The sequence below is a fragment of the Deinococcus sp. QL22 genome (assembly GCF_023370075.1).
GTDB lineage: Bacteria > Deinococcota > Deinococci > Deinococcales > Deinococcaceae > Deinococcus.
In genome coordinates this window covers 517,891-543,191 of sequence record NZ_CP097151.1, presented here as the reverse complement: position 1 = coordinate 543,191, position 25,301 = coordinate 517,891, and the positions used below count along the sequence as shown (strand labels likewise).

Here is a 25,301-nt window from a genome sequence, read left to right as displayed (position 1 = left end):
GTCTTTTGGCGTCTAACTTCAGAGTAGGGCCGTCACTCTCTCGGAGCCTGTGAATCAGCTCGTCCCGGAGTGCCCCATGGACTGAGGCTGGGCAACCGCGCCTGCTCCAGAGTAAGCCGAATGCAACAGGATCAAGAGGTGGGGGCGCTGCTCAGGTAGGACCGAGGGTTGAGGAATTCGAAGGGACGGAGGCCTCGGCCCAGCGGCGCAGGCCTTCCGCCAGCATGAAGCGGGCACTGCTCCGGTGAACGGCCTGACAGTTACTTTCGCAGGGCAGCGGGCAACTCTGGACGAGTTGACCCGTGTCACTACAAAGGGAGGAAGTGTACAGGTTGGAGCTCTTCAGTGGCGGACGGGTGTCGGTTGAACGGATCATAGGGACCTTTTGGGAGCGCCGGACAGCCGAAGCTGCCCGGGGAGATGGCAAAAGAGTGATGACTGAGCAGAGTCCCAGAGTGCTGGGACAACTTGCGTGCAGTTACGCGCCGAACGTTGGCGCCGCATGGACCCCCAGACCACGCTGGAGCATCTCGCGGGCGGCGTTGGCGTGGGCGTCGAGGCTGGTCTGGCACGAGACTGTGAGGCACACAAACCGATCGCCCTTGCGGCTGCAGCGGCTCCGAGCGCCGCACACACTGCAGGTCTGACTGCTCCAGGCGGCCCCAGGGCGATGAAAAGGAAGCCGCACTGCGTTGGCGTACTGCGGCAGCCAGGAAAAATGGTAGTCATGAACTGCGTGGCGCCGTCCGCCGTGAATGAATCCTGCAGACATGCCCCGGTGCGTCAATTTTTCGGCAAAAACCGCGCTGGCCTCGTGCAGGAGGACCCCCAGCACCCGGTCGAGGTCGGCCCGGCCACTGGCATACATCAGCTGGTTGTACAGTGCCCGGGCCGCTGGAGACAGGCTCTCCTGCCGCAGGAAAGGCAGAGCCACCAGGGTAAAGAAATAGTCCTGTTGTCCGTCGGACAGCACCGTGACTGGGCGCAGCCCGAGATCAAGGCCGAAGGGCCGGCGGGCCGGATTGGGCGTGCGGGGCTGCGCGGTGGTCCGGAAGCTCAAGCTGATGAACCAGTCACCCGCAGCGTTTTTGAACAGGAACACCTCCTGAGGCAGCCAATGCGACTGAAGGGTGCGGGGCAGGGTGACCAGACTAGGCGTGGAATTTGGACGGCGTTCCTGACGGACCATCATCTCGAGTTCGTGCTGAAACCACCGCTCTGAGATCTGACCTCTGCGCAGGCGCCCATACAGCGCCTGGAGACCGGGATGCTGGGCGAACGCCGGCGCTCCTCGCACCATGGCACGATAGGCTGTAGTGGGGAGACGGCTCAGGCGGGCGTTAACCAGTTCGTTGCCGATGCGAACGGCCTCATCATGCAAGACCTGCAAGGTGGTGTTGGGGCTCACGGCGTAGGTGACTGCAGCGTTAACCCCTTTCAGAGCATCATCTGCCTCGCAGTCGGGGCGCGGCTGGACGATGAGCGATCCAGAGCGGACCAGGCGCTCGCAGCTGTCATAGCTGGCGCGGTCGATTTGCATGGTGTGGCGGTCGGGTTGGTTGCGTCTGGACATGTGGGCTCCTAGGTGGGATGTGAGTGGTGTAGGTAAACCAGCAACGCTGCTGGTGAATTCAAATGCCGCCCCGAAAGGGGCGGTCATCACGGGCTTAAGGGCGTCTGCGAACGGAGAATGAGGACACAAGCCAAGTCTGAAGTCGCGTGAGGAGAGTAGTCTTGGGTTGGCCCACAAGGAGGAGGTGGGGACTGCACCTCAGGTGAATCACAGCCAGGGGTTGCAGTCCTGAACCGAGAGCCCCAGCGCTTCCAGAGCGGTTTGAAGATCGGCCACGATGCGAATCCAGGGAGGCAAATCCGGCAGGGTGCTCCGCGGGTGGGTAAAATCACGCGCGGTGACGATGATGGTGGTGCCTGCCACGGTCAGATCGTGCAGATGCTCCAACTGGTCGATGTCAAAGACCAGGGTGACCGCCTGACCTGTCAAGACGAGAATCAGCCGGTGACTCTCGAGTGGATGTAGTCCTCGGGCGTGGGTGAAGGCGGTCCAGCCAGCGGTGGAGTGAATGATGTGGATTGTGGGTTTTTCCGGATTGGAGAAGGGTTCGGGCTCTAGCAAGCTGCCTCCTAGAAGAAAAGTGACAACCCAAGGCTGTCCGAGGTGAACTGGGTGGGTTGCTTGGTGACGGGTGGTTCTCTGGGTTTTGGTGACATATCTATGGTTTCAGGGCCGCTTGCGGCCCAGTTTTCACGTTTTTATCGCTGCCTGTCCGTCGGTTGGAAATCTCGACCGTGAGACGGGGACTGTGGCCAGAAGCGTGGTTTTTGTGCTCGGCCGAAATACCGGTTGATCTGCTGTGCCGCAGCCCGATGCTCTTGAACTGTGACTGCTCAGCAGGGGGCCTGGACTGGGTGGAGCAGGTAGAGTAGGGACATCTCCGACGACGCCTGCCCGAACTGCAAAAAATTGGAAGCTCAGCTGGCCAAAGTGCTTGCTGAGTTACAGGAGATCAAAGCGCGTCTGGGGCTAAACAGCACAACCTCGCATCAACCTCCGAGCCAGGACAAGCCCTGGACGCCGAAGAGTGAGCGCCAGAAGACCGGCCGGTCTTCTGGCGCTCAACCGGGTCACCCAGGCAAAACGCTGAAGATAGTCGAGCACCCTGACGAGATCGTCACGCTTCCTGTCACCGGGCACTGTGGTTGTGGTCAAGCCTGGGACACGGTGATCGTCAGCGATGAACTGGCGCGGCAGGTTCTGGACCTGCCAGAGATTCGACTTCATGCCGTGGAGTACCGCGCCCAGGTCAAGGTGTGTCCGAGCTGTCATCACCGCGAGCAGGCTTCTTTTCCAACTCACGTTCCTGGTCAAGTGCAGTATGGCCCCCGCATCCATGGACTGGCGGTTTACCTCAACGCGGTGCACTTCGTTCCGCTCAAACGTACAGCAAACATTCTGAAGCCGTCTGTGGAGCAAAGCTCAGTGATGGCACCATTGCTCTCAACCTGAATGTGGCTGCTGGGCGTCTGGCTGCTTTTGAGACTGAACTCAAAGCTGCGCTCCTCAGCGAACCTGTCCTGCACGCGGATGAGACCGGCAGCAAGGTGAATGGGACGTTGGCGTGGATGCATGTGGTGAGCTGCAAGCAGCTCACGTTGTACGGGCATCACCAGCAGCGCGGGTACGCGGCTTTGAAGGACATGGACGTCCTTCCCCGGTTTAGGGGCACCTTGATGCATGACGCCTGGAGCATCTATTTCCAGCTTCCTGGACAACATGCCCTGTGCAACGCCCATCTTCTGAGGGAATGGCGGCACTTGGCAGAAGGGTATGGACAAACTTGGGCAGGGGAACTACGCCGCGCCATGCAACGCGTCTACCACGAGAACAAAGCAGGTACCCTGACCTTGGCGGGAAAAGCAGCGTTCCTGGCGCGGTTCGACGCGTTGGTACAAGCTGGGTTGGCATCCAACCCAGCAGCGGAACCCATCCCTGGACAGCGGGGTCGGGTGAAGCAGACCCGGGACGCAACCTGGCACTGCGGTGTCAGAGGCATCGCGAAGCAATTCTGCGCTTCCTTGACTATGAAGAGGTGCCGTTTGACAACAATCAAGCGGAGCGGGACATTCGGATGGCGTGCGTGAAACGCAAAGTCTCCGGTGGGTTTCGCTCAGTGAGAGGTGGCATGAATTTCTGCCGCATTCGTAGCTATACTTCCACGCTTCACAAGCAGGGGATGAATATCTGGCACGGCCTGGTCAGTATCTTTCGCAATGACGTCCTTATGCCTACCTTCGTGTGCTAAGTGGTCACAAAATTTACTGCACGGTACGAGTAATCTTCGAGTAATTTTAGTTTTTAGAAGTGACGCAGGAGTTGGTTATGAATAATAACGAATTGGTTGCAAATGTTAGGAGAGAAGCTTTAGCTGGGATTGAGACGCTGCAGCTCCTGAGAAATCTGGCAAGCGGTGAATATAGCCGTTCAAATCCTGTTATCTTTGCAGGAACGTTGTCGCAAGCTTTTAAAATACCTAACGCAGTTACAATGAAGCTAAGTGAATGGAATCAAGCTTTTGGCCCTCTGCACTTCTCGGAGAACGAAGTAGATGAACTGATTACGCCCTATATAGAGACTTATATTTCCTCTGTTACCGTTGATAAGTCTGTGTAATTAACAGCATGGTGCTCCCGGCTCCAGCCGGGAGCATTTGCAGTATTGTTGAGGGTGTAAGTTGGTTCCAAAGATTTTTCATCGCAGACAACACCCCATGAGAGCCGACTTCTGCTGACTACTTCCGACTTTTGACCCTAGAAAGCCAGCGTGAGTCGAAAAGCAGTAGTTATCTTAGCAACCATTGTGATTGTTGGAATTGGCATATTTACTTAATAAATTATTCTCGCCCTTAAAGTTGATTGACCAAGCATATCGTAACTGTCTGGAAAATCCGAGAGTAGTGGTCAAATGGAGAGAAAGAGATGGTCAGGTTTGGATTCACCCTATTGATGAATCGAATATCTACACACAATGTGGTTAAACGAAATCATTTTGAATTGTTGTTAGTAACCACTCATTACAAAACTTAACTTTGTAACGAGTGGTTACTTAACATCTATTAGTCGGTGTTAGTATAACACTTCTTAAGTATTAGTAATTTGCCGCTAATTTTTAGTGCTAGCCGTTTTTACCATAAAATCAAGTAGAAATTCCGGCGTTAGAGTCAATCCATCTTCTAGATCTTCTTCAAAAAAAGTATGAAATAATACGTCTATAGGCTTTGGGTGTCCTGTGATATACCCTAGTTCTACAGACATTTTATAAACTTCTTTATCTGATGCGTCCTTAAGAAAGGATGGATTCGAGAGATGTCTAATCAGCACGAGAGCTCTTTCCCTATCCATAGGACTCCAATCTATTACATTTCAAGAGCGAAAATAAAATTCCTGTACGCGAATTAGATGTAGTTTTCACAACTGCTTTTTTCAAGGTCGATAGGTTCAATATTCAGACCTTTATCGTAGTGATAGTTATATGTCAAAACCTCGTAGTGAAATTTTGGTGAAGCGATCAAAAGATTGTCGTAACTACTTAGCACAACAGGTCGTTGTGTGCTGAGCAGTTACCTTGAACTTAGCTATTCCCCTAGGTCGAAGTCAGATTGAGGGAGGGTGTTGGCCTGGGCGCGGGCCTCAGGTGACGCACTGAATTGCCCGCTCAGATCGCCAGTCAGCAGGCGGTGGGTGGCCAGGAGAGCCGGCTGCCCGCCGTCAAGGATGAAGCTCAGCGGTGGCTGGCCGTGAAAGGGTGGTCGCCGGTTCGGGCGATGGAACCACTTGCTGGCCGTCTGGTCGCTGTACAGCGTGAAGAGCGCGGCGACGATCTCGGCACTCAGGCGCAACCGGTCCTGCTGCGCCCATGAGAGGGAGGCAGGCAGCCTCCTACTGTGAGCACGCCGCAGCGCCGATACACTGAGACCCAGCAACCGGGCCTGCTGAGATGGGGTCAGGCCGAAGGCCACGAGCAGCGGAAGAAGGAGAGACAGGGTGGCCAGGGACAGGGGAGAGGCAGGAGGCTCATCAGACATAGGGGCTCCTGATAAAAGGTTCGAGGGCGTGCAGCACAGGTGAAAGGCGGAGGACTGCGGACTCCAGCCGAGGGTTCACGGCCTCTGGGAGCAATAACCTGTGGCCTGGAGTGCTCAGCCCGCGGCGCAGAGGTCACCGATAGTGGGATAGCTGGCAGTATCGATCTGTGTGGTGTGGCGGTCGGGCTGGTGACGTCGGGACATGGGGCTCTTGGAGAGAACGAGAACTGACAGCCTCCAGGCTGTTTGGAAGAGGGGAGTTGTTTGGCGGTGAGGTTGAGTGGTGGTGCACGCGGTTGTGGTAGTGACATGCCCTGGGTTTCCGGGCCGCTCCCGCGGCCCGGTGTTCACGTCTTTCTCACTGTGTTCCTGTCGGCCTGCGGATCTGTGCCCAGGCGGCGGCGTTCAGTTCAGACGTCCAGAGCAGCAGCGGGCGCAGCACGGCACACTTGTGGCCGGAACCTGATTCGGTCCAGAACGCTGCGAGACCCTCCCCGGTCAAGGGCACTTCGAACATGCCGCTGAGACTCAGGCTGTCACTTAAGCGCGCGCCGGCGGCCAGCGTGACGGCCAGTATGGCGTTGCTGATGGACTGAAGTTTCAGCGGAGCGTGGGGTCTGGCCAGCGCTTCGAGGCGGCTGATCGGCACGTCCATCACGTGACGCTCCTCCCCTACGAAGGAAAGGTCGGCGCCCAACTGGCTAGCTACGTGCTCAAGGCGCCAGGGAGTTCGAGGACTTTAGACCTGATGTGGATTTGGGTTATGCCTTTCTGCGCCGCAGCCTGCAGGTTGCCAGATCCTAGCCTGCGTCAACGTGCGATGACAGCGAGGGAGATGGGCCGAGAGGCCTACCCAACCAATAGAGAAAAACGAGGCCAAAGGCCTCTAAGTACGGCCCACCTCAGACCCCCCTATATATAAGGTGTAATTAGCGCGATTCGTCAGGACTTCGGTTTTAGATACCGCCGACCTCAGACCCCGGTGCGATTGAAACAACAGAGCTGCGCCAGCCTCGCTCGTCAGCAGCGTGAGGAGAACTTCAGACGTGGGTCCGCCCGGCCACCCTGCCACCTTCCGTTCCAAACTCGTGGGCCTCCGGTCCTGGTCCGGAGAGTAAGCCCCACAGAACGAACCGTCCGGCGCGAACGCTTGGTGGGAAAAGGAGAAGGCAGCCGAGGCCACCTTCCCCGTTCATACCTGCGCGCGGGGGCCTCCTCTTCCGGCGTGCGGTTGATGCTTCGGTGATCCTCCCCAAGTGCGGGTTCCCAGTGCAACCTTGGAGTCCAGTGCTTCTCATTCCCCTAGTGACGGAGGGTAGAGCAGACTGCATTGCCGCCTTCGGCAGCAGCCGCTGCTCTGGTGTGTTCAGTTCACCTGTGCGCTCCAGACCCGCAGGCTGTCACTTCCCGTGTGGGTGATCAGCATCAAGTGATCTCCGGTCTGCAGCTTCAAGCGCCGCAGCGCTCCGCGCAGGCCGGGTTGAAGCGGATTCCAAAAGCCCCGCGCGGGATCCGGCACAGTCAGGCTGGCGTACGCCGTGACCTGACAGCTGGCGTGAACGTCACTCAGGCGGTACAACTCAACGCGCGAGGCCTGACTACAGGCTTCAAGGATGATGCCCCCCGCTGTCCGCTCAGCAACCGGGATCAGCCCCAGCCTTCCAGCTCGCCCAAGTGTCACCCCCTCCTCCCACGCCCGGCGCAGCAGTTGCGCATCTGCCTGCCCGTTCGAACTGAAGGCCGTCTGCAAGTGGCGCTGCTCACCGGGAACGCTCCAGGCCAGCATCATGCGGTTGACCCGGACCGAATGACCCACGGGCGCGAGCCGAGATGCACCAGCCCTCACCGTCCGGACCATTAGCGACTTCTCCCGAGTCCGGGGACTCGGGAGTTGCGGAAGACCCAGCAGCTGCGCGTAGATGGAAGACATGCTCCCTCCTGTTCCGGGACGCGGGCCGCCAGGTTCCGGCCTGGAGACCCAACACAAAAAAAGGAAGACGGCCCGTGGCCGCCCTCTCGTCAACCCAGTCCCGCCGGAACGACCGCGTACTCCAGGTAGGTACTCCCGCCTTTCCACTGACTGTTGGCTTGCAGACTCGACGTGCTCAGAAAGGTCGCCGCTCCAGTGCGCTGCATCATTTTCCCGAGCGTCCCCAGCACCTGGGTGACCGAACCGGTATGCGCCTCGCCCGCTCCCGCCTCATCGGTCCACTGCCCATCCACGATAAACCGCGGAGGCTGACCCGCCTGCACCGTCACTGCCACATACCGGTGCGCACCCGCCAGCCGAATTGGACGCACGCTCCCCATGGTCTGCCGAAGCGGACTGCAGTCTGCCAGCGCCGGCCAGAGTCTCACCGTGCATGGCTGGCCCAGGACGTCTCCGAGTTCACCTGGGAAGCCTGCCTCCTGCAATGCGGCAACAGTCGATTCACCGAGCACCCGCCGAACGGCATCTATTCGCCCACTGAATTCCGCAGAGAGCCCGGACGCCTGGGTCTCGCGCCGTAACGATTTCAGAACTTCCATCGCCACCCAACTCGGGACGGTCACGGGAGCCAACTCCCCGAACGAGCGCTCCTGCCTCAGCACTTCATTCATCACGTCAATCGGATAGCGCCGCTGAGTCTGAGTGGTCATGCCCGTTTGTGCCACCGCCCGTGGGTCGCCCGACCCCGGGTGGTGGAAGGGAGCGCAACAAAAATGGAAGGCAGCCAAGGGGCCGCCTTCCAAAAGTTTTACCGCTGACCTTCCGCCATGTTCGCCAGTGCGAACGCCATCAGCAATCCACGCCTGGCAAGCAAGGAACTGAAACTCGAGGTGCTCACCTTCCGGCCACTCGCCGCCTACTCCGCCCGCTGAGCTTCGTCCTCTGCCGCCCGCCTGGCCTCCGCCTGATCACGCAACACCTTCCGGAAATCCACCCACGAACCCGCGCTGTCCTAAGTGTAAACCTACCACCGCTCCCGGTTCCACGAGCAGGGGATCAGGACACCCGACGTGCTTCCGAATTCCCGCAGGGCATTCACCGCTCCACTCACCTGGGCTTCGTCTCTTAGGTCACGCGCACAGATCCCCCGCAAACTCACGCCGCTCTCTGCCCGCACGCACGCCCGAGTGAGGACACAACACCTGCCCGTTCGCCTGCACGTCCCAACCCGTTGGCCCCATTGCCACTTGAAGATTCATGCGCTCCCCCGCGGCCGGACGTGGTCGACTGACCCGGCCCGGCCGAGAGAAGCTCCACCAGGCGTCAGGCGAAGACCAAGCACAGTCTCACCTCAACGTCACCGCACACAACATCGCAGCAAACCCAACGAGCGTCCCAGCGTTCACGCCCTTCCTGGGCTTGGGGTCTTCCTGCAGTCGAACCACCGACGGGCCCCAAACCCGTTCCCGTTCTTCAATGATCGTCATCCCGTCCACCCGAACCGCCACGTGATCCCGGTAGTCGTCATCACTCTGTCCTGTCACGACACCCCGGCTCGCACCGACACTCTGGACCAACGCCGCCCGCTCGACAACCTCGGCGTCTCTGAGGTCAGCCCGCTCGAACGACACCAGCGTCACCCCGTTCACCCGGACGGAGGGCGGCCGCTCGATTCTGAACCAACGCCCCACCTCGATGATCGACCGGGTCTCCGTGCCCAGAGGAAGGAGCAGCTTGATCTGGTCCACCGAGAGCAGAGGCGTCACCCCACGCACTGGACACAGCACCCGGCCGTTCGGCTGAACATCCCACCCCGCTGCGAAGAGTACCGCCGCCGCTTCCGCTGGCCCTAACGTTTTGCGTCTGGTCATGCCGTCGCGGGAGGTGAGGGCCTCCGGCCCCGCCGACCGGGGAGACCCCAGGCAAAAAAAGAGCGAGGCTTCACGCCTCACTCCCCGTCCGTCTCACTCTGGAGGCCCCGCGCCCAGAGGCATCGTTTCAGATCAGCCCGCTCGCCTGCGCTTCCAATCTTCCCTCCTGCGCACCTGCTCCGCGAGTTGGGAAGTGACGTCAGCCGAAGAGTCGCCCGTGGCCCCCGTCACGCCGTGACCTGTCGGCCGGTGCGAAGTGGCAGACCCCGCCGGCCGGTGAGCTCCTGCGCCGCTCACTCCCATACCTGATCCGCCCGCATCGCCTGAGGCACAGGTGGTGCGTGGCCTCGCCTCCGGACACTCGGCACGTCCACCATCCCAACGCCCTCCGGGACTCGGGCCAGCAGCCAGCACCCACCGCCGACCAGCGTCGGCCAGGCATCCACCCGCAGCATCACGCCCCACAGTGCGGGAACGAACGCGCCCGATCCGAGGCGCTCTCCGCCACTGGTGTGCACTGTCACCCGGGACGGCAACTGCCCGATCTGGTTCTCCGGAAGGAACAGATCCACGCGTCCGGCCCCTGGTCTCGCCCAACATCTCAAGCGCCACCCACCGTCGGGATGCGTCCACCCTAGCCCCAGTGCGACAGCGGGCGAGTTGTGCGTGCAGTCACGGTCGGTGAGTTGACGCCCAGTGGTGTTCAACCGTGCAGTCCAGGCTAACCGTGCGGGCGAGCGAGGGAGCGGCCATCCGCCAGAGGAGCCCTGTGATCTGATGCTGCGGTGCGTGCCGACAGGCCGCGCTGCAGGAGACGTTGAGCAGCAATGCAGGAGTTGCGGTGGCCGCGCAGCTGGCATGTCGTCCGCCTTGCCCTCTGCGTTGTCGCCCAAATGGCCCCCTGTGATCTGGTGTTGCGGTGCGTGCCGGCAGGCCGCACTGCAGCAAAAGTCGGCAGCAATTTCAGGCCAAAAACCCCAAAAACAACAAAATGGGGTGTTGCGCTGAGGTGCGCACCACCCCCCCAGGGCGAAAGGACACATGCTTTTTACGGGAAAAGGCGTTAAGACTGTGCTGGACGGAAGCGAAGGGCTGTTGATGAGAAAAGCTCGCTGCTTAGGACTGTAGGAAATCGGTAAAATCCTCATTTCCAGATGCGCACCAGTACATACCTCAAAATCTGTACTTATCACGATTATGAGAGAGGGTTTTCAGGCGGTTGGGAGGCGGTGGGGGTTGGTAGGCTGGATGAAATTCGGGCGTGCAGCCGTGGGGGTTGCCGCGAAACTGAGCAGAGGGTGGGCCGGGCTCATGTTGATCGCGGGGGCGGGTTCGGCTGCACTGCTCTGCCCAGTTGAGGTTGCCAAGGAATTTCTGTCGGGAGCTCGGTGCACTGCGGCACCAGGAAAAATATTCGTCTAGACACATTTTGAAGCCCCAAAAAATCAGTCTAGACAGCTTTAAAAAGGGGGTTCCGCTCGCCCCGCTGACCTGAAATCGCCGGCGCCCCCGACCTGACAGGCTCACCTCCGGAGGTCATGTCCACCCGCAGACCGTGGAAGCTTCACCGATTCTGCAGGCGGTCCTCGGATACAGTTCAGGTATGCCTTTGCCTTCGGCCTCTGGTGTGGTGAGCAGTCATGAGCAGGTGCTCGGACTCCTCGATCTGATTCACGGCGTGGTCTGGGAAACGGATCCGACGACCTGGCGCAACACCTTTGTGTCGGCCCAGCTCGGTTCGGTACTGGGGTACACCGCCGAGGAGTGGACCAGCATTCCGGAGTTTTGGGATGCGCATGTTCATCCCACCGACCTGCCGCGCGTGCGGGCAGAAACCGAAGAGCATCTCACGCGGGGACGCCCGTACGAAATCGAATACCGTTTTCAAACCGCCGACGGACGCTGGATCTGGCTGCGCGATTACATCACGCCGGTCATGGAAGACGGCCGCCTGATCAAGCTCGGCGGCGTGATGTTGGACGTCACGGAACAAAAAAAGAATGACGCTTCGCTGCGCGCCGCGCAGGACCGGTTCGCCAAAGTGTTCGCAGCCAGCCCAGTGGGGATCGTGTTGACTGGACTGCACAGTGGCCGGGTGATGGAGAGCAACGACGCGTTCCTCAAGATGCTCGGCGTGACCCGGGAGGCGTTGATCGGCAGTGACAATGCAACGCTCAACCCGTGGGTGAACCCGGCCGACCGCGCCGAGATGCTGCGCCAAATGCAGGATGGACCGCTGCGAGATTTCGAGACGCAGCACTATCACCTGCCGACCATGACGGCGCGTTCACTACTGGTTTCAGCCGAGACGCTGGACTTTGGCGGCGAAGAAGTCTTGCTGCTGATGGCCCAGGACATCACGGCGCGCAAGGAAGCGGAGGCGGCTCAGGCACTGAGCGAGAACCGCTTCAAGGCTTTGATCCAGCATTCCAGTGACATCGTGACCGTAGGCAACCGGGGCGGGTACGTGATCTACACCACGCCGTCGATGAACACCATTCTGGGCCATGCCCCTGAAGAACTGGTCGGCAAGTACATCATGGACTTCATGCATCCGGGCGATCACGCAGAAATTATGAGGGTCTATGCCGAGGTGGTGGAAGGCGGCGCGGGAACCATCCGCACCTGTACCAACCGCTTCCTTCACCAGGAGGGACACTACGTCTGGATGGAGTGGATCGCGAGCAACCGGGTAGCCGATCCGCATGTGCGCGGCGTGGTCATGAATGCCCGCGACGTGACTGAGCGTGTGACGTCAGACCAGGCACTTGAAGAAAGTCGCCGAACATTCGAGGCGCTGTTCGAGCATTCGCCCGACGCGATTTTGCTGGTGGACTTCGCGGGCGACATGCCGATCTTGCAGTGTAACGAGGTGGCCGCCCGCATGAACGGGTACACCCGCGAGGAGATGATCGGGCAGAGCACCTACGTCACGTTGCCGGACGGCGAAGAATTTTTGGGCAACCCGGAAGGCAATGAAGAGTTCCGTGCGTTGGTTCGGGCGGGCGGCAGTGTCCACATGGAGACGTTGCACAAACGCAAGGACGGCAGCGTGTTCCCGGTCGAAATCCATCTCACCCTGATGACCATCGGCGGGCGCGAGATGATGCTGAGCATCGAGCGGGACATCACCGAACGCAAGGCGGCCGAGGAAGCGCTGGCGTCCAGTCAAAGCCGGCTGCTCTCTTCAGAAAAGCTCGCGAGCCTGGGCCGCCTCACCGCGGGGCTGGCGCATGAGATCAACACGCCCCTGGCCTCGGTGATGAACGCCCTGCGCGAAGCCCGGGACTATGCACAGGAGTACCGCGACTCGGTGGACGTGCCGACCGTGACGCCGGACGACCACCGCGAGATTGCCACGGATCTGCTGCGTGTCATCTCGGAAGGGGAAGGGTCGGCGGCGCGCATCGGTGAGTTCATCCGCAACATGCGCAGCCACACCCGGGACACGGTGAGCGGAGTACAGGATTTTGACGGGGTCAAGTTGGCCGGTGACACCCTGGCGATGCTGGCCCATCAAGCCCGCAATGCGAAGATCGCCCTGTTCCTGGAGCAACCCAAAATTCCCGTGACCCTGCGCGGCGAGGCGGGCCGGTTCCGTCAGGTCGTGACCAATCTGGTGGTCAATGCCCTGCATGCCTGTGAGGAGCGCGGACGTCCGGGGAGCAGCGTGACCGTGTCGTTTGAAGCTGAGGACGGTCTGGTGTTGATGCGGGTCGCGGACACGGGCACAGGCATTCCAGCGGACGTGTTGCCCAAAATTTTTGATCCGATGTTCACGACCAAGGCGGTGGGCAAGGGCACCGGGTTGGGGCTGAGCATTATTTACGACATCGTCCAGGGCCACTTCAAAGGCCACATCGACGTGGAGACTGAGCAGGGGGTCGGCACGACGTTCGTGGTTCACTTCCCTGTCCCGGCTTTGACCTGAGCGGTGAGGCTACAGCCTTTTCTGGCAGGTGAGCTTTTAGGGTCAAGAAGAATATTCAGGGTGTGCTGACTCGTCTCGATGAACGGCGCACGCGTCTGGCTGTTCGGCAAAAATCTGTACCCGTCCGGTAGCCCAGTGAGAGAGCGCTGAACGGGGAACCTGCGGCTGTAGTGATTGGTCTGCCGATGCGGCACAACATGACAAGCGCAGGCGAAGCCCTCTGGCTTCGCCTGCGTGAAGTTCAGCGGTTCAGGTCGAGTGGTTCAGCCCAGCAGTTTGGCTCCGGACGCTGCGGCGGACTGCAGCACCGCGGTGGCCGCTGGCAGGTTCAGGACGTCAGCGATCTGCGCTTCAGCGAGCAGCTCGTGGGGAACGGGCGGGTCAAATTTATTGGGACCGGTAGGTTCGTCTTGAGTGCGGGCCGCTTCGAGCAGCCCCTCGCGCAGGGCGTCCTCCGAGGGAAGCTTCCGTAACAGGTCCATTACCTCAGCCGCGCCGAGTCCAAGCATCAGGCCAAATGGCGTGTCGTTCTCCGCGGCGCCCGGCGTGGACTGCCGGGCGAGCAGCAGGGTCATGATCGCCCGCAGGGTCTGGTGGGTCTGGGTTCCCTGCCACGGAAGGAGCAGCGTCTTACGCGCATTGACTGCGTGCAGCGCGTGGCTGAGCAGACCGGTGTTCCGTGCGAGCGTGCGCGCCGCAGCAAGTCGGGTGCGGGCGGCGGGTTGCAGGGAAGGGAAGTCGCTGTCGCTGCTCAGGACCTCGCGCATTTTCTGCACGACCCGGTCATGCCGCTCGCCGCCGGAGCCGTCCCAACTCGTTTTGGTTCGCTGGCGTTCCCAGCTGACGAAGACCTGCTGGCGCTTCTCGTCGAGTTCAGTCACGCGCCAGGTCTGACCGACCAGTGAGATGATCTGACCCGGAGCGGGCAGGCGCGTCAGCGTGCCGTGCCGATCTGGCTGAGCCCGGACATGACGGCGTACTCCGCTTAGTCGGGGAACACGGTAAAGAAATGCCAGTCATGAACCAGTTGCTCTCCAGCCAGACCCAGGCTGAGTCCGCCCTCGTCCGTGCGGCTGCCGTACTCTCCCAGTTGTAGCTGGCCAGTCATCCCGTCCCGGTGTGAACCCGGCATCATCGCCCATAAGACACGATCCACCCTCGGAGAAATCGGACAGCGACATCCGAGTCGTGGAAGAGCTGTGGTTCACAGGGCACGGCATCCATAACCAGTGGCGGAATCCACTGTGCACTCAAGGGTGGTAAGCCACTGCCTCACCCGCCGCATTTGTAAATTTGCTTAGAATGTCTGTTGGAAACGTCAGGACAACCGGTATGGGTCCGCTGTCATAGCAGTGTGTATGTCCATGTTCCAGTTCTCTCTCGCGGGTTGCTTCATCCACCTGTCTCAACGTTCAGACACCCACCCATGATCAAGTCGCTCGCATCTGCCTGCCACGGCAGCCCATCCGCACGACACTGTGCTGGCGGTTAGACTGAACTCAACCCCCTAGCCTTGTGGGAGCTGGACGACAACCGACAACCGCACAATTTCAGCACTTGAGCTCAATCCACCCACGATTTGGGCAGCGCTCATCAAACCGACCTCACAGGAGGGTCAAGAAGGCCCCTCGAAAGCCAGCAAGGGGCTGGCGGGTACCCCCCAAATCACCAGCCTAGAAATCATTTTCAGGTGGTCTGTGGCCAAGCTGGGCAGAGCTGCAGGTGGTGTCCGCCGATTCAGGTAGGCGGCGACTCGCCCGGTCTCCCTCGTTCTCGTGCCGGCATATGTGCGTTCTGAATGAAGCACCAGGACCGGATCTGCCGTGGTCAGCTCTATTGGCGGTGGAATATCCTGTACTGCAAGGGATCAAACGCCGAGCCAATGGAGCTCATCGCCACGCAGGTTGATCCTCTCGCGGCTCTACGCCAGCAGATCACTGTTGTCCTGAACCAGGGTCATGCGTCTGGCCGGATCAGGTATTGGCCCAGAATCTGAGCAGTGGTGCCTTCGTCCAAGTCACCCTTCCCCTGGGCGAGGCGCCCGAAGGCTTCGGCTGCCAATACCTCGACCGCAGCGCGCAGATCAGGCTGGTCCAGTTTCTGGCGCGCGTCGGCGTACGCTTCCTCCAAACTCCAGTCCAGATGTTGAGCCAGGGCAGTGGCGGTCGCCTCGTCTCCTTCCGTCCCCCCGCTGAACTGCACCTGCGGGATCTCCGGGTGAAACAACGCGCCCGCCAGCACCACAGCGAGCTTGATGCAAATCTCCTCCCGGGTGGAGGGCCAATCCCAGCGTTCCATCATGTAAGCCCGCCCGGCATGCTCCTCATTGGTCAGGTCCGTCGGAAACCACAGGCGGATTCCCCAGACTTCCTCTTCAGAAGTCAGGGCGTAACTGGCCGCCGCGTGGCCGGCCTCGTGAAACGCGACCTGCAAGTGCAGCAGGTCCTGTTGCACCTGCGCGATCTGAGCTGGCCAGAGCTGAGGATCGAACACTCCAGCAAGGTGAGCGTGCAAGCTCGTGGATCCCGGGTGCTGCGCGAACAGGGGATGTTGAGACAGCCAGCCGCTCAGGGCCTGGGCTAAGGTGGTGAGCCAGGCAGGTGGGACAGGCAAGGTGGAGCGCACAAATTTATTTTACCTAGGGCTATTCAGGTCAGATGACGAGATACAACGGGTTCTCTTGGTGAAACGGCTCCAGAACCCTTGACTGAATTTGAAAGGCATGGACGTCTCCACCCGGTTGCCGCCCACCCTCTGGGCTTGCCAGTTGGGCTGTCCATTCAGTTTCCCTCCGTACAGGACACTCCGAGGAATTGACCTTCCCGGGGAAGGGAGGTGTGTTCAGGAGCTGAAGGTGGATCCAGAAGGCATGCCTGACGCCCGCCTTGAATGGGTACAACCCATCTGAGCCCAGCCGGAGCCGGACGCTTGAGCAGCGCAATGCCGATCCCTCCTGCATCGGCAGTTTGGCGGACGCTTTCTCAACGTGTGCCCGTCAACATGGTGTATGCCTCTTCAGATCGCCCCCTACCTCGAACAGCGCGGACGTTGGCCTGCCCAGGGACGCCATATCCTGGCACAGCACGACGACGACCTCGTGGTGGTCTACCAGGCTTACCGGCCCTCTATTGGCCACTACGCCGCGCAGCACGGACACTTTGGTGGGGAGTACAGTTTCAGCCGCATGAGCTGGATCAAACCCAACTTCTTGTGGATGATGTACCGCTCTGGCTGGGGCACCAAGCCCGATCAGGAGGTCACGCTCGCGCTCCACCTCCGCCGCGACGGCTTCGAGACGCTGCTCGCACAGGCGGTGCCCTCGTCGTACTCCCCAGAACACTACGTGAGCATCGCCGCCTGGAAAGAAGCGCTGCAGGCTTCCGATGTCCGCCTTCAGTGGGACCCAGACCATGACCCTGCCGGACAGCGCGTTGCCAGGCGTGCCGTGCAGCTCGGCCTGCGGGGTCACACGTTACAGCTGCTGAACAACGAGTGGCTGGTGGCGGTGACGGACATCAGCGATTTCGTCACTGTGCAACGCCAGCATATCGGCACCCTTGAGCATCTTCAGATTCCGTTGGAGCGGCCATTTCAGCCTAAGGACGAGCGAACAGCCGCGTGGCTTGGAATGGACACAGCTGCGGCAGGAGGGATATCGTCTGTACAGTCGGCCACCCTTGATTGATGTGACGCCAAGAGCTGGACAATACTGGAGGGTGGTGTTGCCTGACCCGAAACCCCCCACCAGGCCACCTGAGGCAGAGATACTGTGGATCATGGATTCAGCCCCAGCGGTTTCCCACAACGTCTTGACGCACCATAGGCTTCTGACTCCTCTCCAGCTCGGCCCGAACCTGCATCCGGCGATGACCCTGCCTGTGCCAGGCACCCTCACGCACCTTACCCTCTGGGTGCAGCGCGAGGACACTGGGATCAACATTCCCCCCGGCCGCTGGACAGCCGCCGATCACGCCTCCGCGTTGCGAACCCTCTTGCAGATGAGGTTCGCACCGCAGGCCGCACACGCCGGGATTGCTTGGCAGGATGCTACGGGCTCCACTCGACTGCTGGAGGTGCACATCACCCGCCGCAACCTCTTGCCGGAGCACCACAGATCAGCACCGTTTCCCGCGCGTTGAGTTGCTCTCAAAGAGCCTTACCCTGACCAGAGGACAACCAAGGACTGTCCCTTCCCTGTGGGTTCCCGCTCAGGTTAACCGCCATTTGCAGTAAGAGAAAATGCGTCTGCCAGCGCCTTAACAGGCCCACTCTCACGGTACGACCCCGCTGCCACTGCTCAAGAGCTGTGTGGCGTGCGGCACCCAGGGCGTTCAAACTGTCCTACGGTCCTTCGTCTGCCAAATGAGTGTATTTGCTGGGGTTCAAAGTGCGCAGTCCCTTCTGTCTGGAGTTCCTGCCTTACCTGATCTTTCGTCGCTCGGCGCCATTCCAGGAAAGTACTGTTCCCCTAGGGTCCACCTGCACACGGCGATCAGCTTTGCGGCGCTTCTCCGCGTACATCCTTGAATCCGCTTGCTGCATCAGTGAAGGGATACTTCCAGCCGTGGTTCCGCTGGCCAGGCCCACACTGACGTCCATTTCCGGGAAACCTTGCTGGCGAACCTGCACCACGGCTTCCCGGATCTGATGCCAGACCTGTGAGAGCTCACAGTGCGTGCACAGCACCACGAATTCGTCTCCAGCCAGACGGAACACCGCCTGACCCACCTGAAGTTGCGCCTGCACCGCCTGAGCCAGCGCCTGTAATAACGCATCACCCATTTCATGGCCGTGCTGATCGTTCACTCCTTTCAGACCATCCAGATCGAGGAAAGCCAGACCAACGTGCTCAGGGCCTGCCTGCCACGCCTGCAGCAAGGCGGCCTCAAAGGCACGCCGGTTTCCCAGGTTCGTCAGCGCGTCCGCCAGCGCGGAGTGTTTCGCCTGCTTCAGAGCCTCTTCCGTCTGCTTCAACGCCTCTTCCGTAAAGGTCAGGAGCCATGCCAGCATGGTCCCAGCCACCAGACCCGTAACGGTACTCAGGGCAATGGTGATCCCTTCCCGGGGCATCACTTCGAAAGAGAGTCCGCCGACCATCAGGCCATACAACGTGAACAGCAAGACGCCCTGAATACCCAGAGAAACCGCTGCCAGTACAGTGGGCAAGACCAGCAGGACGCTGTAGGCCGTGAAGCCAGAGATAAACAGGGAGTCCACACCAGAGGGAGGCTCAAACCACACCAGGAAGGGGGGCAGGACCAGTAGAAACAGCAGGCTCCCCAGGGGCCAGGGCCTCTGGTTCACGGAATGTGCGATCAGGACGATTGCCAGGAAGATCAGGTCGTAAACGAAGTTGTGGGTGTCTCCGAGGACCAGTTGCAGGAAAGCAGCCAACAGAGGAATGGCGGCCATGAGAAGGACGGTGTAACGTTGCCATTGAGCCCGGGGACCCTGAGAGGAAACAGCAGTAAAGGGGGCCGGAAAGGCCCTCATATGACACCTCACTTACATCGGAATGGAGCCCCTCCTACCGCAGGCGCGCGGGTAAGTCTCAATGGGCAAAACGATGTCGGAATCTAGACCCCATTCGGGGTAAGTGCCCAATTCTGCCTGTATCTTTTGTTAGGTACGTTTCAATGCCGTGAAGATCACCTTAGTAAGGGTTGATCTTAATCGGGTAAACCTTTTAGATTCATCTGACCTGATTGTCATTGAAGCAAAAAAATGTAGAAATTTTGTCCGAGTAGCCATAGATAAGCCGTAATGACTCGGCATGGGTTGCTCTGCCAGGCAGGAGCAACACAACAGTCACTTGATAGCAGAAGCAGAGAGCTTCATCTTCTGGCAGAGGGTTGCGACGTCTGGAACATCCAGTTGTCGAGGACAATATCTTCATTTCAATGTGCGGTTCGTACTGTACGCGTACTCCATGATTCCCACCAGACTTTGCTGAAGCGAGCAAATTTGCTTGTGGGAGATCACAGAACACCTACAATCAGGATGTGCCGAAGAGACTGCTGTTATTGGTGACTCTGCTGATGGCCTCGTCTCCCGCGGAGATCACGCGCGCACAGACAGGGCCTGCGACATCACCTGTCACACCCCTGGAGCAATCTGTCGTAGCCATGGACGTACGGAATATGCCCCTGGTCCCGCCGCGCCTGACCGTATCCGGTGCGCAACAACCGGTGCGTCTCCAAGCAGTGAACGTCACGGTAGAGCTGACCTCTGGCTTTGCCCGGACGACTTACGAGTTTGCATTTCACAATCCCAACGCCCGCATACTTGAGGGCAACCTGGAGTTCCCGCTGCTGGAAGGTCAGGTCATCACCGGCTTTGCGCTTGACCTGAACGGCACGTGGCGCGACGCCGTGCCGGTTGAGAAAGCGCTTGGGCAGCAGGTGTTCGAAGATGTCACCCGGGCCCAGGTCGATCCAGCACTGTTGGAAGTCACCCGCGGCAACAACTACCGGGTGCGGGTGTACCCGCTTGCCCCTCGCGGAAACCGCCGGGTCCGTCTTGAAGTCACTGAACCCCTGCGTGCAGACGGCACCCTGCGTCTCCCCCTGCAGTTCCCAGATCGGCCTCGGTTGCACCTGGCCGTAAGCTCTGTTTCACAGATCTCTGTGACGAGCTTTTCAGGGCTCGGGCCTGTGGCGCTGACCCGTAAGCCCGATGGATCGTATGGGGCCCAAACCATCCGGACGAAGTACGCGGGCAGCGGGCATCTGGACATCCGCGTACCTCTGCTGTCCAGGCCGCAGACACTGATCGGGCGTCAAGGCACAGATCAGTATTTCCTGACGGTCCTGCCGAAGCCGAGCGCCGCTCCTGTTGCCCCCCGTTCCGTCCAGTCGGTTGACCTGATCTGGGACTCCTCCGGGTCTGGAGCGCGGCGCAATCACACGGAAGAACTGGCTGTGCTGGACGCGTACTTCAGGGCATTCCCAGATGTCGAGGTCCGACTTTTCCGCTTGCGTGACGTGATGGAGCCCTCCACCGGCTTTTCGGTGGTGCGGGGAGACTGGCGCGAGCTGCGCCGCGAACTGCAGGCAACGGTATATGACGGCGGGACCAACTTTGACGCACTGGCGTGCTCAGTCCAGGAGCTCTGCGCAAAGGTCACGGAACGGTTGCTGTTCACTGACGGCCTGGACACGTTGGGAAGTGCCTCACCTGGCCGCTCACCGGTGCCGCTCCATATCGTCAATGCGGCTGTCAGCAGCGACCCCGCCCGGTTGAACGCGCTGGCTGGCCGCTCCAACGGGGTCAGCTTAAACCTGCTTGGGCAGCCCGCAGGAGCCGCCGCCACCCAGTTGATCGGCGCGCCGCAGCGCCTGTTGGAAGTTGATGCCACTGGCGCGGCCCAGATCACCCTGCGCGAGGATCTGCGCTACTGGTACATCTCCGGCAGGCTCACCTCTGCAGAGGCCACACTTCACGCCCGTCTCCCGAATGGCACAGTGACCCAGCTGGCCCTCACGCCTGCGGCGCAGGGCCCTTTCGTCGCGCCGCTCTGGGCTGCGTGGACGGTGGAGGATCTCCGTGCAGATGAACACCTCAACCGCGCGGAGATCCGCCGTCTGGGAGACCGTTTTCGCCTGGTCACGCCCGGCACGTCCCTGCTGGTGCTTGACCGCGTGGAAGATTACCTGAGATATGACGTCACGCCACCTGCGCAGCTGCGGGCCGAATATCAGACCTTGAAACAGGCCCGCGATGCCCGGAACGCCCAGACGGCGGCGGAACATCTGTCAGCGGTTCAGCGGATGCTGAGTGGGTACGACGCGTGGTGGAAGCGGCCTTTCCCGAAAACAGCACCTGAATCGAAGCCTGTGCCCGAAGCACAGGGCCTGCCCCTCTCAGGATCAGCGGCCAGTGAGTCTCCCACCGGTGCGGTCCCCCCCATGATGCCCGCTCCGGTGGTGCCGCAGAACAGTCGCGCGGCGCCAGCTCCTTCCGCAGCGCCCAGCCCGAGTTCTTCCCCAGCGCCGGCGGAGACCGGGGCCGTCACTGTCCAGCTTCAGAAGTGGAGGCCTGACGCACCGTATGCCGAACGCCTGCGGGCGGCAGCGACAGCAGATCTCTACCGGATTTATCTGGATGAACGGCCCAGCTATGAGCTCAGTCCTGCGTTCTACCTTGACGTGGCGGACCTTCTCCTGGAGCGCGGCCTGCATGACCTGGGCCTGCGGGTGCTGAGTAACCTTGCCGAGCTTGAGCTGGAGAACCGCGCGGTGCTGAGGATCCTTGCCTACCGGTATATGCAGGCGGGACACCCGGAACTCGCCATCCCTGTCTTCCAGACGGTGGAGCGCCTCGCGCCGAACGAGCCGCAGAGTTACCGTGACCTGGGGCTGGCCTATGCCGCAGCAGGCAACGAGCAGCGCGCCATCGAAACGCTCTACACGGTCGTGCGCCGCAGCTGGGATGGGCGCTTCCCGGAAGTCGAGCTGCTGGCACTCAATGAACTCAACGCCATTGTCAGCCGTGGCCGAAAAGCCGTCTCGACGACCTTCATGGATCCTCGTCTGAAAGGTGCACACCCACTGGACGTCCGGGTGGTGGCGACCTGGGACGCGGACAACACCGACTTGGACATGTGGGTGACCGACCCGAACGGTGACCGCGTCTATTACGGTGCGCCTCTGAGCACCCAAGGTGGACAGCTTTCCAAGGATTTTACGGGTGGGTACGGCCCAGAGGTTTTTTCCCTGCGCGATGCGAAGCCGGGAAGATATACCATTGAGATGGATTATTTTGGAGAGAATCAGCAGCTGCTGTCTGGCACCGTTACCCTGCAAGTCAAGGTCATCACAGGCTTCGGAACTTCGGGCGAGCGCGAGCAACTTATTACCTTGCGCCTGAAGGACAAAAAAGACCAGTTGCTCGTCGGCGAGTTCACAGTGAAGTGAATCTTTCTCCTCAACAGCAAAGGGTTTTGGGAACGCACCTGCGGTTGGGTCGGTGTAATCGGCAGTTGCCTCAAGTTCAGGCGCCTTTTCTAAAAGGGTGTGTTGTCTTAATCGGACGTACTGGGATACCTTAATTCTGCGTACCTCTCAGCCCCTGACACTTTGAGGCAAATGGCGTCTTAGACGCAGTGCCACATGGCAAAGGGCAACATCAGAGTCTGTGACGAACACCGAAACCGCCTTGCTGCATACTGACACGCTCGCCGCCCATCTCAAAACCCGTCTCCCACACCGCCGAATGGATGCCTGAAGCGGCTGGCTGAAGTGCTCCTGGCACTTCTCCAGGCCGAATCCACCTTCCACCGCAAGATCGCTCTCCATCTGCCCCGGGACGCTCCTCTGAAGTCCAGAACTCGCATCGTGCCACGATGCTCAGATCACCCTGCAGGACGTCTGTGACGTCCTACTTCCCTTGCTCCCCGACCGTAAGCTCACCTTGATGATGGACCGCACGACCTGGCATGACAGTCAGGCCCCTCTCCATATTCTTGTCTTGGGCGCCCTCCTCGGGGGCGCCGTGATCCCGCTGGTGTGGACAGTCCTCCCTCACCAGGGGAACAGCTGCACCGCAGCCCGCATTCTTTTGGTGGCTCGACTGCTCAAAGTGTTCCCTGCCAAACGCTGGGCGGTCTTGATCGCCAACCGAGAGTTCATTGGGCAAGAATGGTGCTGTTTCCTGCGCTGGAAACAGATCCGGCAGTGTCTGCGCATCCGGGAAAACACCCGCATTGAAGATGAACTTGTCCGTGACGTGTTCACCTACCTGAAACCCGGTGAAGTGCGGACGCTCTTTGAGCGGACCTGGGTGTACGGTGGCTGGATGCAGGTGGCCATCACCCTGTCCCCTGTGGGGGATAGGGTGATCGTCGCTTCGGATTTGCCTGTCAGGGACGTTCTTCAAACGTACCGGCTCAGGTGGGGCATCGAGTGTGCGTTCTCGGCCCTCAAATCGAGGGGACTGAACCTGGAAGTCACGCATATGACCGCCGCCGACCAGATTTCGAGGCTGCTCGGGTTGCTGTGCATCGCCTTGGCCTGGATCGCCCGGGTCGGGGCGCAAGATCAGCGTCAGACCTTGACGAGGTCTGACAATCGGGGGCGAGCCATCCGAAGTCAGGTGCGCACCGGGTGGATGGCCCTGAGTGAGGCCGTACGGTGGGGTAGAGACGCCTTTTAGAGCTGCCTTCAGCTCCTACCTACTGGGACGTCAATTCCTCTAAGTGTCAGGTGCTGAGGTCGTGCCGTGAGCCGGAATTTCTACCAGCGGACACTCACTCCGATATTAGCGCTATCAATTGAAGGTGAGGTGAGGCCAACGCCAATACCCACATTCAATGACCAATTCGGCTGCAGTGGCGATGTGCCAGCAGAGCCTATTGAATAGGTAAGTCCAGCAGTATTAGCCAATGGACTATAATTAATGTAAGCACCCTGGGAAAATTTCTTAGCAGGTTCAACGGTATAGGGAACTACAGCGAGCACTCTTTCTTCACTGTTAGTGACAGTTATATGGCCACTGTGGGCTTCGAGAACTACCGCATTAATATTTTGTAGAACGTAAGCTGGTAATATTACTTTGTTATTCGTATATCGGAAAACGAGTCTCGGGTCACTTGAGGTAATCCTGACCTCTGTTGCAATCTCGCTGAAAAGTGTGAACGTCAGCCCACCAGTAGTGTATCCAGAATTGAGGCGACTCTCAATTCGTTGTGGTTGAACAAGTATTTTCTGCGCTACAGCTACTTGAGGAGGAGGAGGAGCTGGCGTAATCTGGATATTGAAGTTAGGAACCTGCGCGGAAGCGTATGAGGCAAGAAGAAATATTGTACTGAGGATTCTCTTCATATAAACGACCAGAGGCGAGAAGATTGATCAATCTTCTCGCCTAAAAGAGAGAGAGTTTAGAAGCTCTGGTCTACTGGCCCGACGGGGTCGGCGGACGTGCCAGTCAAGTCAAAAGCGACCGACATCGTTTTATTGGAGAAGGCTAGACGATCAGCTTCACTAGCAAGGGTGTCGAAGGTAATCGTGTAGAGGACGGATCCAGTCGCACCAGCCGCAACAGCTACACCAGAAGCGTTATCACTTGTGACTGCAACATACTCGCTGGCGAGTGAGCCACCCAGCGCGTGGGCCGAGGTCACAGTGATTGCGCGGTTGGTGTCGTTCCTGACGGGGATGGTGATAGTAAATGATGCGCCAGAGCGGATGTTAGCTGTAGGGATGGTGAACGAGCCGCTGCCTACGCTAAATTTCACGGAATCCAAACTCTGACCGTTGGCGGAGACCGTCATGGTCGCTTCGTTCTCGCTGACAGAATTGCTGCCTATGGCGTAGGCAGCGCTGCTCAAGGCGAGGGCGGCGATCAGGGCAATGCTTTTAAAGTTACGCATGGGAGAACTCCTATGGAGGCAGGTGCCTTCTATAAATCTGCGGCTATAACCCCATGTAAGGGTCGCGCTGGACGAAAAGTCGGTCGCACCACTCGCTCCTCACACACCAGGTGCCCGAATATGGCGTGTGAATCTTTGCATCTCTTCGGCAGAGGGTTCTCTGTTCGAAGTGCCCATAGATTACTTTAGGAACCATACGAAGCTCTTACAAAACTCACAAGCGATTTAATTAATGGAAAGACTACTTTTGGCCCTTTGTGGTCTTTTGCATTAGTCGTGAAAGGTACTGGCAGCACGGCTGCTATTACCGCATTCGGGTGGCTAGCAGCGGGGTTACGTAGGTCTTCCCACTTGCGGCGGTCTGTGTCCAGTCGGGCCAGCTATGCTGCCAGTGTTTGTGTTCCTGCACAGCCTTCTACTTCTGCCGTCCAAGCGTTCCATATTAGGCGGCAATACCAGGGCTGGGAATGTAGGTCATCAGAGCATGGGCGAGGGCGCCGGCCAGCATCCTGACCAGCTCACTGCGTTTAGATAGGTGGGTCTCTCCTAGCAGGCGTAGAGCATAGATCACGTCCTGCACGCTCTAAGGGGCCGTGCAACA

Annotated in this window: 19 protein-coding genes, 2 pseudogenes and 1 riboswitch; of the genes and pseudogenes, 7 read left to right on the top strand and 14 right to left on the bottom strand. The window is 59.6% G+C overall.

Features of this window, described 5'->3' with window-relative positions; all coding sequences use genetic code 11:
- Positions 1-478 precede the first annotated feature (478 nt).
- Both M1R55_RS21925 and M1R55_RS21920 read right to left on the bottom strand, forming a co-directional pair.
- Positions 479-1,573, bottom strand: coding sequence for a transposase (locus M1R55_RS21925; RefSeq protein WP_249395078.1), 1,095 nt, complete (start codon positions 1,571-1,573; stop codon positions 479-481).
- Between the two features lie 207 nt (positions 1,574-1,780).
- Positions 1,781-2,134: a hypothetical protein gene (locus M1R55_RS21920; RefSeq protein WP_249395077.1), complete on the bottom strand. Its 354-nt coding sequence runs from the start codon at positions 2,132-2,134 to the stop codon at positions 1,781-1,783.
- Between the two features lie 315 nt (positions 2,135-2,449).
- On the opposite strand from M1R55_RS21920, the pseudogene M1R55_RS21915 reads away from it, so the two are divergent.
- A pseudogene (locus M1R55_RS21915) lies at positions 2,450-3,821 on the top strand (IS66 family transposase).
- Positions 3,822-3,898: 77 nt separating this feature from the next.
- The gene (locus M1R55_RS21910) at positions 3,899-4,189 is read left to right on the top strand and encodes a hypothetical protein (RefSeq protein ID WP_249394270.1); all 291 of its coding nucleotides are present in this window, start codon (positions 3,899-3,901) and stop codon (positions 4,187-4,189) included.
- Between the two features lie 961 nt (positions 4,190-5,150).
- On the opposite strand, the gene M1R55_RS21905 is transcribed toward M1R55_RS21910, so the two are convergent.
- The 6 genes from M1R55_RS21905 to M1R55_RS21880 form a co-directional block, all read right to left on the bottom strand.
- A complete protein-coding gene (locus M1R55_RS21905; RefSeq protein ID WP_249395076.1) occupies positions 5,151-5,600 on the bottom strand; it encodes a DUF2384 domain-containing protein in 450 nt (149 codons plus the stop codon).
- Positions 5,601-5,958: 358 nt separating this feature from the next.
- Positions 5,959-6,255, bottom strand: a complete 297-nt coding sequence (locus M1R55_RS21900) for a hypothetical protein (RefSeq protein ID WP_249395075.1) — start codon at positions 6,253-6,255, stop codon at positions 5,959-5,961.
- A gap of 711 nt (positions 6,256-6,966) precedes the next feature.
- Positions 6,967-7,530, bottom strand: coding sequence for a hypothetical protein (locus tag M1R55_RS21895; protein ID WP_249395074.1), 564 nt, complete (start codon positions 7,528-7,530; stop codon positions 6,967-6,969).
- Positions 7,531-7,619: 89 nt separating this feature from the next.
- A complete protein-coding gene (locus M1R55_RS21890; RefSeq protein WP_249395073.1) occupies positions 7,620-8,240 on the bottom strand; it encodes a hypothetical protein in 621 nt (206 codons plus the stop codon).
- 636 nt (positions 8,241-8,876) lie between these two features.
- The gene (locus tag M1R55_RS21885; protein ID WP_249395072.1) at positions 8,877-9,401 is read right to left on the bottom strand and encodes a hypothetical protein; all 525 of its coding nucleotides are present in this window, start codon (positions 9,399-9,401) and stop codon (positions 8,877-8,879) included.
- Between the two features lie 293 nt (positions 9,402-9,694).
- A complete protein-coding gene (locus tag M1R55_RS21880; protein WP_249395071.1) occupies positions 9,695-9,973 on the bottom strand; it encodes a hypothetical protein in 279 nt (92 codons plus the stop codon).
- Between the two features lie 1,031 nt (positions 9,974-11,004).
- Between M1R55_RS21880 and M1R55_RS21875 the strand changes: the two genes are divergently transcribed.
- The gene (locus M1R55_RS21875; RefSeq protein ID WP_249395070.1) at positions 11,005-13,332 is read left to right on the top strand and encodes a PAS domain S-box protein; all 2,328 of its coding nucleotides are present in this window, start codon (positions 11,005-11,007) and stop codon (positions 13,330-13,332) included.
- Between the two features lie 263 nt (positions 13,333-13,595).
- On the opposite strand, the gene M1R55_RS21870 is transcribed toward M1R55_RS21875, so the two are convergent.
- The 3 genes from M1R55_RS21870 to M1R55_RS21865 form a co-directional block, all read right to left on the bottom strand.
- A complete protein-coding gene (locus M1R55_RS21870) occupies positions 13,596-14,213 on the bottom strand; it encodes a hypothetical protein (RefSeq protein ID WP_249395069.1) in 618 nt (205 codons plus the stop codon).
- Between the two features lie 104 nt (positions 14,214-14,317).
- Positions 14,318-14,440: a hypothetical protein gene (locus M1R55_RS31840; RefSeq protein ID WP_256566031.1), complete on the bottom strand. Its 123-nt coding sequence runs from the start codon at positions 14,438-14,440 to the stop codon at positions 14,318-14,320.
- A gap of 848 nt (positions 14,441-15,288) precedes the next feature.
- Positions 15,289-15,957, bottom strand: coding sequence for a hypothetical protein (locus M1R55_RS21865; RefSeq protein ID WP_249395068.1), 669 nt, complete (start codon positions 15,955-15,957; stop codon positions 15,289-15,291).
- A gap of 382 nt (positions 15,958-16,339) precedes the next feature.
- Between M1R55_RS21865 and M1R55_RS21860 the strand changes: the two genes are divergently transcribed.
- Complete coding sequence (locus tag M1R55_RS21860; protein ID WP_249395067.1) at positions 16,340-17,017, top strand: DUF4291 domain-containing protein; 678 nt, start codon at positions 16,340-16,342, stop codon at positions 17,015-17,017.
- A 91-nt stretch (positions 17,018-17,108) separates the two neighbouring features.
- Complete coding sequence (locus M1R55_RS21855) at positions 17,109-17,471, top strand: hypothetical protein (protein WP_249395066.1); 363 nt, start codon at positions 17,109-17,111, stop codon at positions 17,469-17,471.
- A 280-nt stretch (positions 17,472-17,751) separates the two neighbouring features.
- Here the strand turns inward: M1R55_RS21855 and M1R55_RS21850 are convergent, their stop codons facing one another.
- Positions 17,752-18,744: a GGDEF domain-containing protein gene (locus M1R55_RS21850; protein ID WP_249395065.1), complete on the bottom strand. Its 993-nt coding sequence runs from the start codon at positions 18,742-18,744 to the stop codon at positions 17,752-17,754.
- Between the two features lie 728 nt (positions 18,745-19,472).
- On the opposite strand from M1R55_RS21850, the gene M1R55_RS21845 reads away from it, so the two are divergent.
- On the top strand, positions 19,473-22,247 hold the full coding sequence (locus tag M1R55_RS21845; RefSeq protein WP_249395064.1) for a VIT domain-containing protein: 2,775 nt from the start codon (positions 19,473-19,475) through the stop codon (positions 22,245-22,247).
- 324 nt (positions 22,248-22,571) lie between these two features.
- Positions 22,572-23,481, top strand: a pseudogene (locus M1R55_RS21840) (transposase); the annotation flags it as partial.
- Positions 23,482-23,564: 83 nt separating this feature from the next.
- Here M1R55_RS21840 and M1R55_RS21835 read toward each other — a convergent pair.
- A complete protein-coding gene (locus M1R55_RS21835) occupies positions 23,565-24,152 on the bottom strand; it encodes a hypothetical protein (protein ID WP_249395063.1) in 588 nt (195 codons plus the stop codon).
- Between the two features lie 56 nt (positions 24,153-24,208).
- Positions 24,209-24,700: a hypothetical protein gene (locus M1R55_RS21830; RefSeq protein WP_249395062.1), complete on the bottom strand. Its 492-nt coding sequence runs from the start codon at positions 24,698-24,700 to the stop codon at positions 24,209-24,211.
- 68 nt (positions 24,701-24,768) lie between these two features.
- Positions 24,769-24,852, bottom strand: a riboswitch (cyclic di-GMP riboswitch).
- Positions 24,853-25,301: the final 449 nt, after the last annotated feature.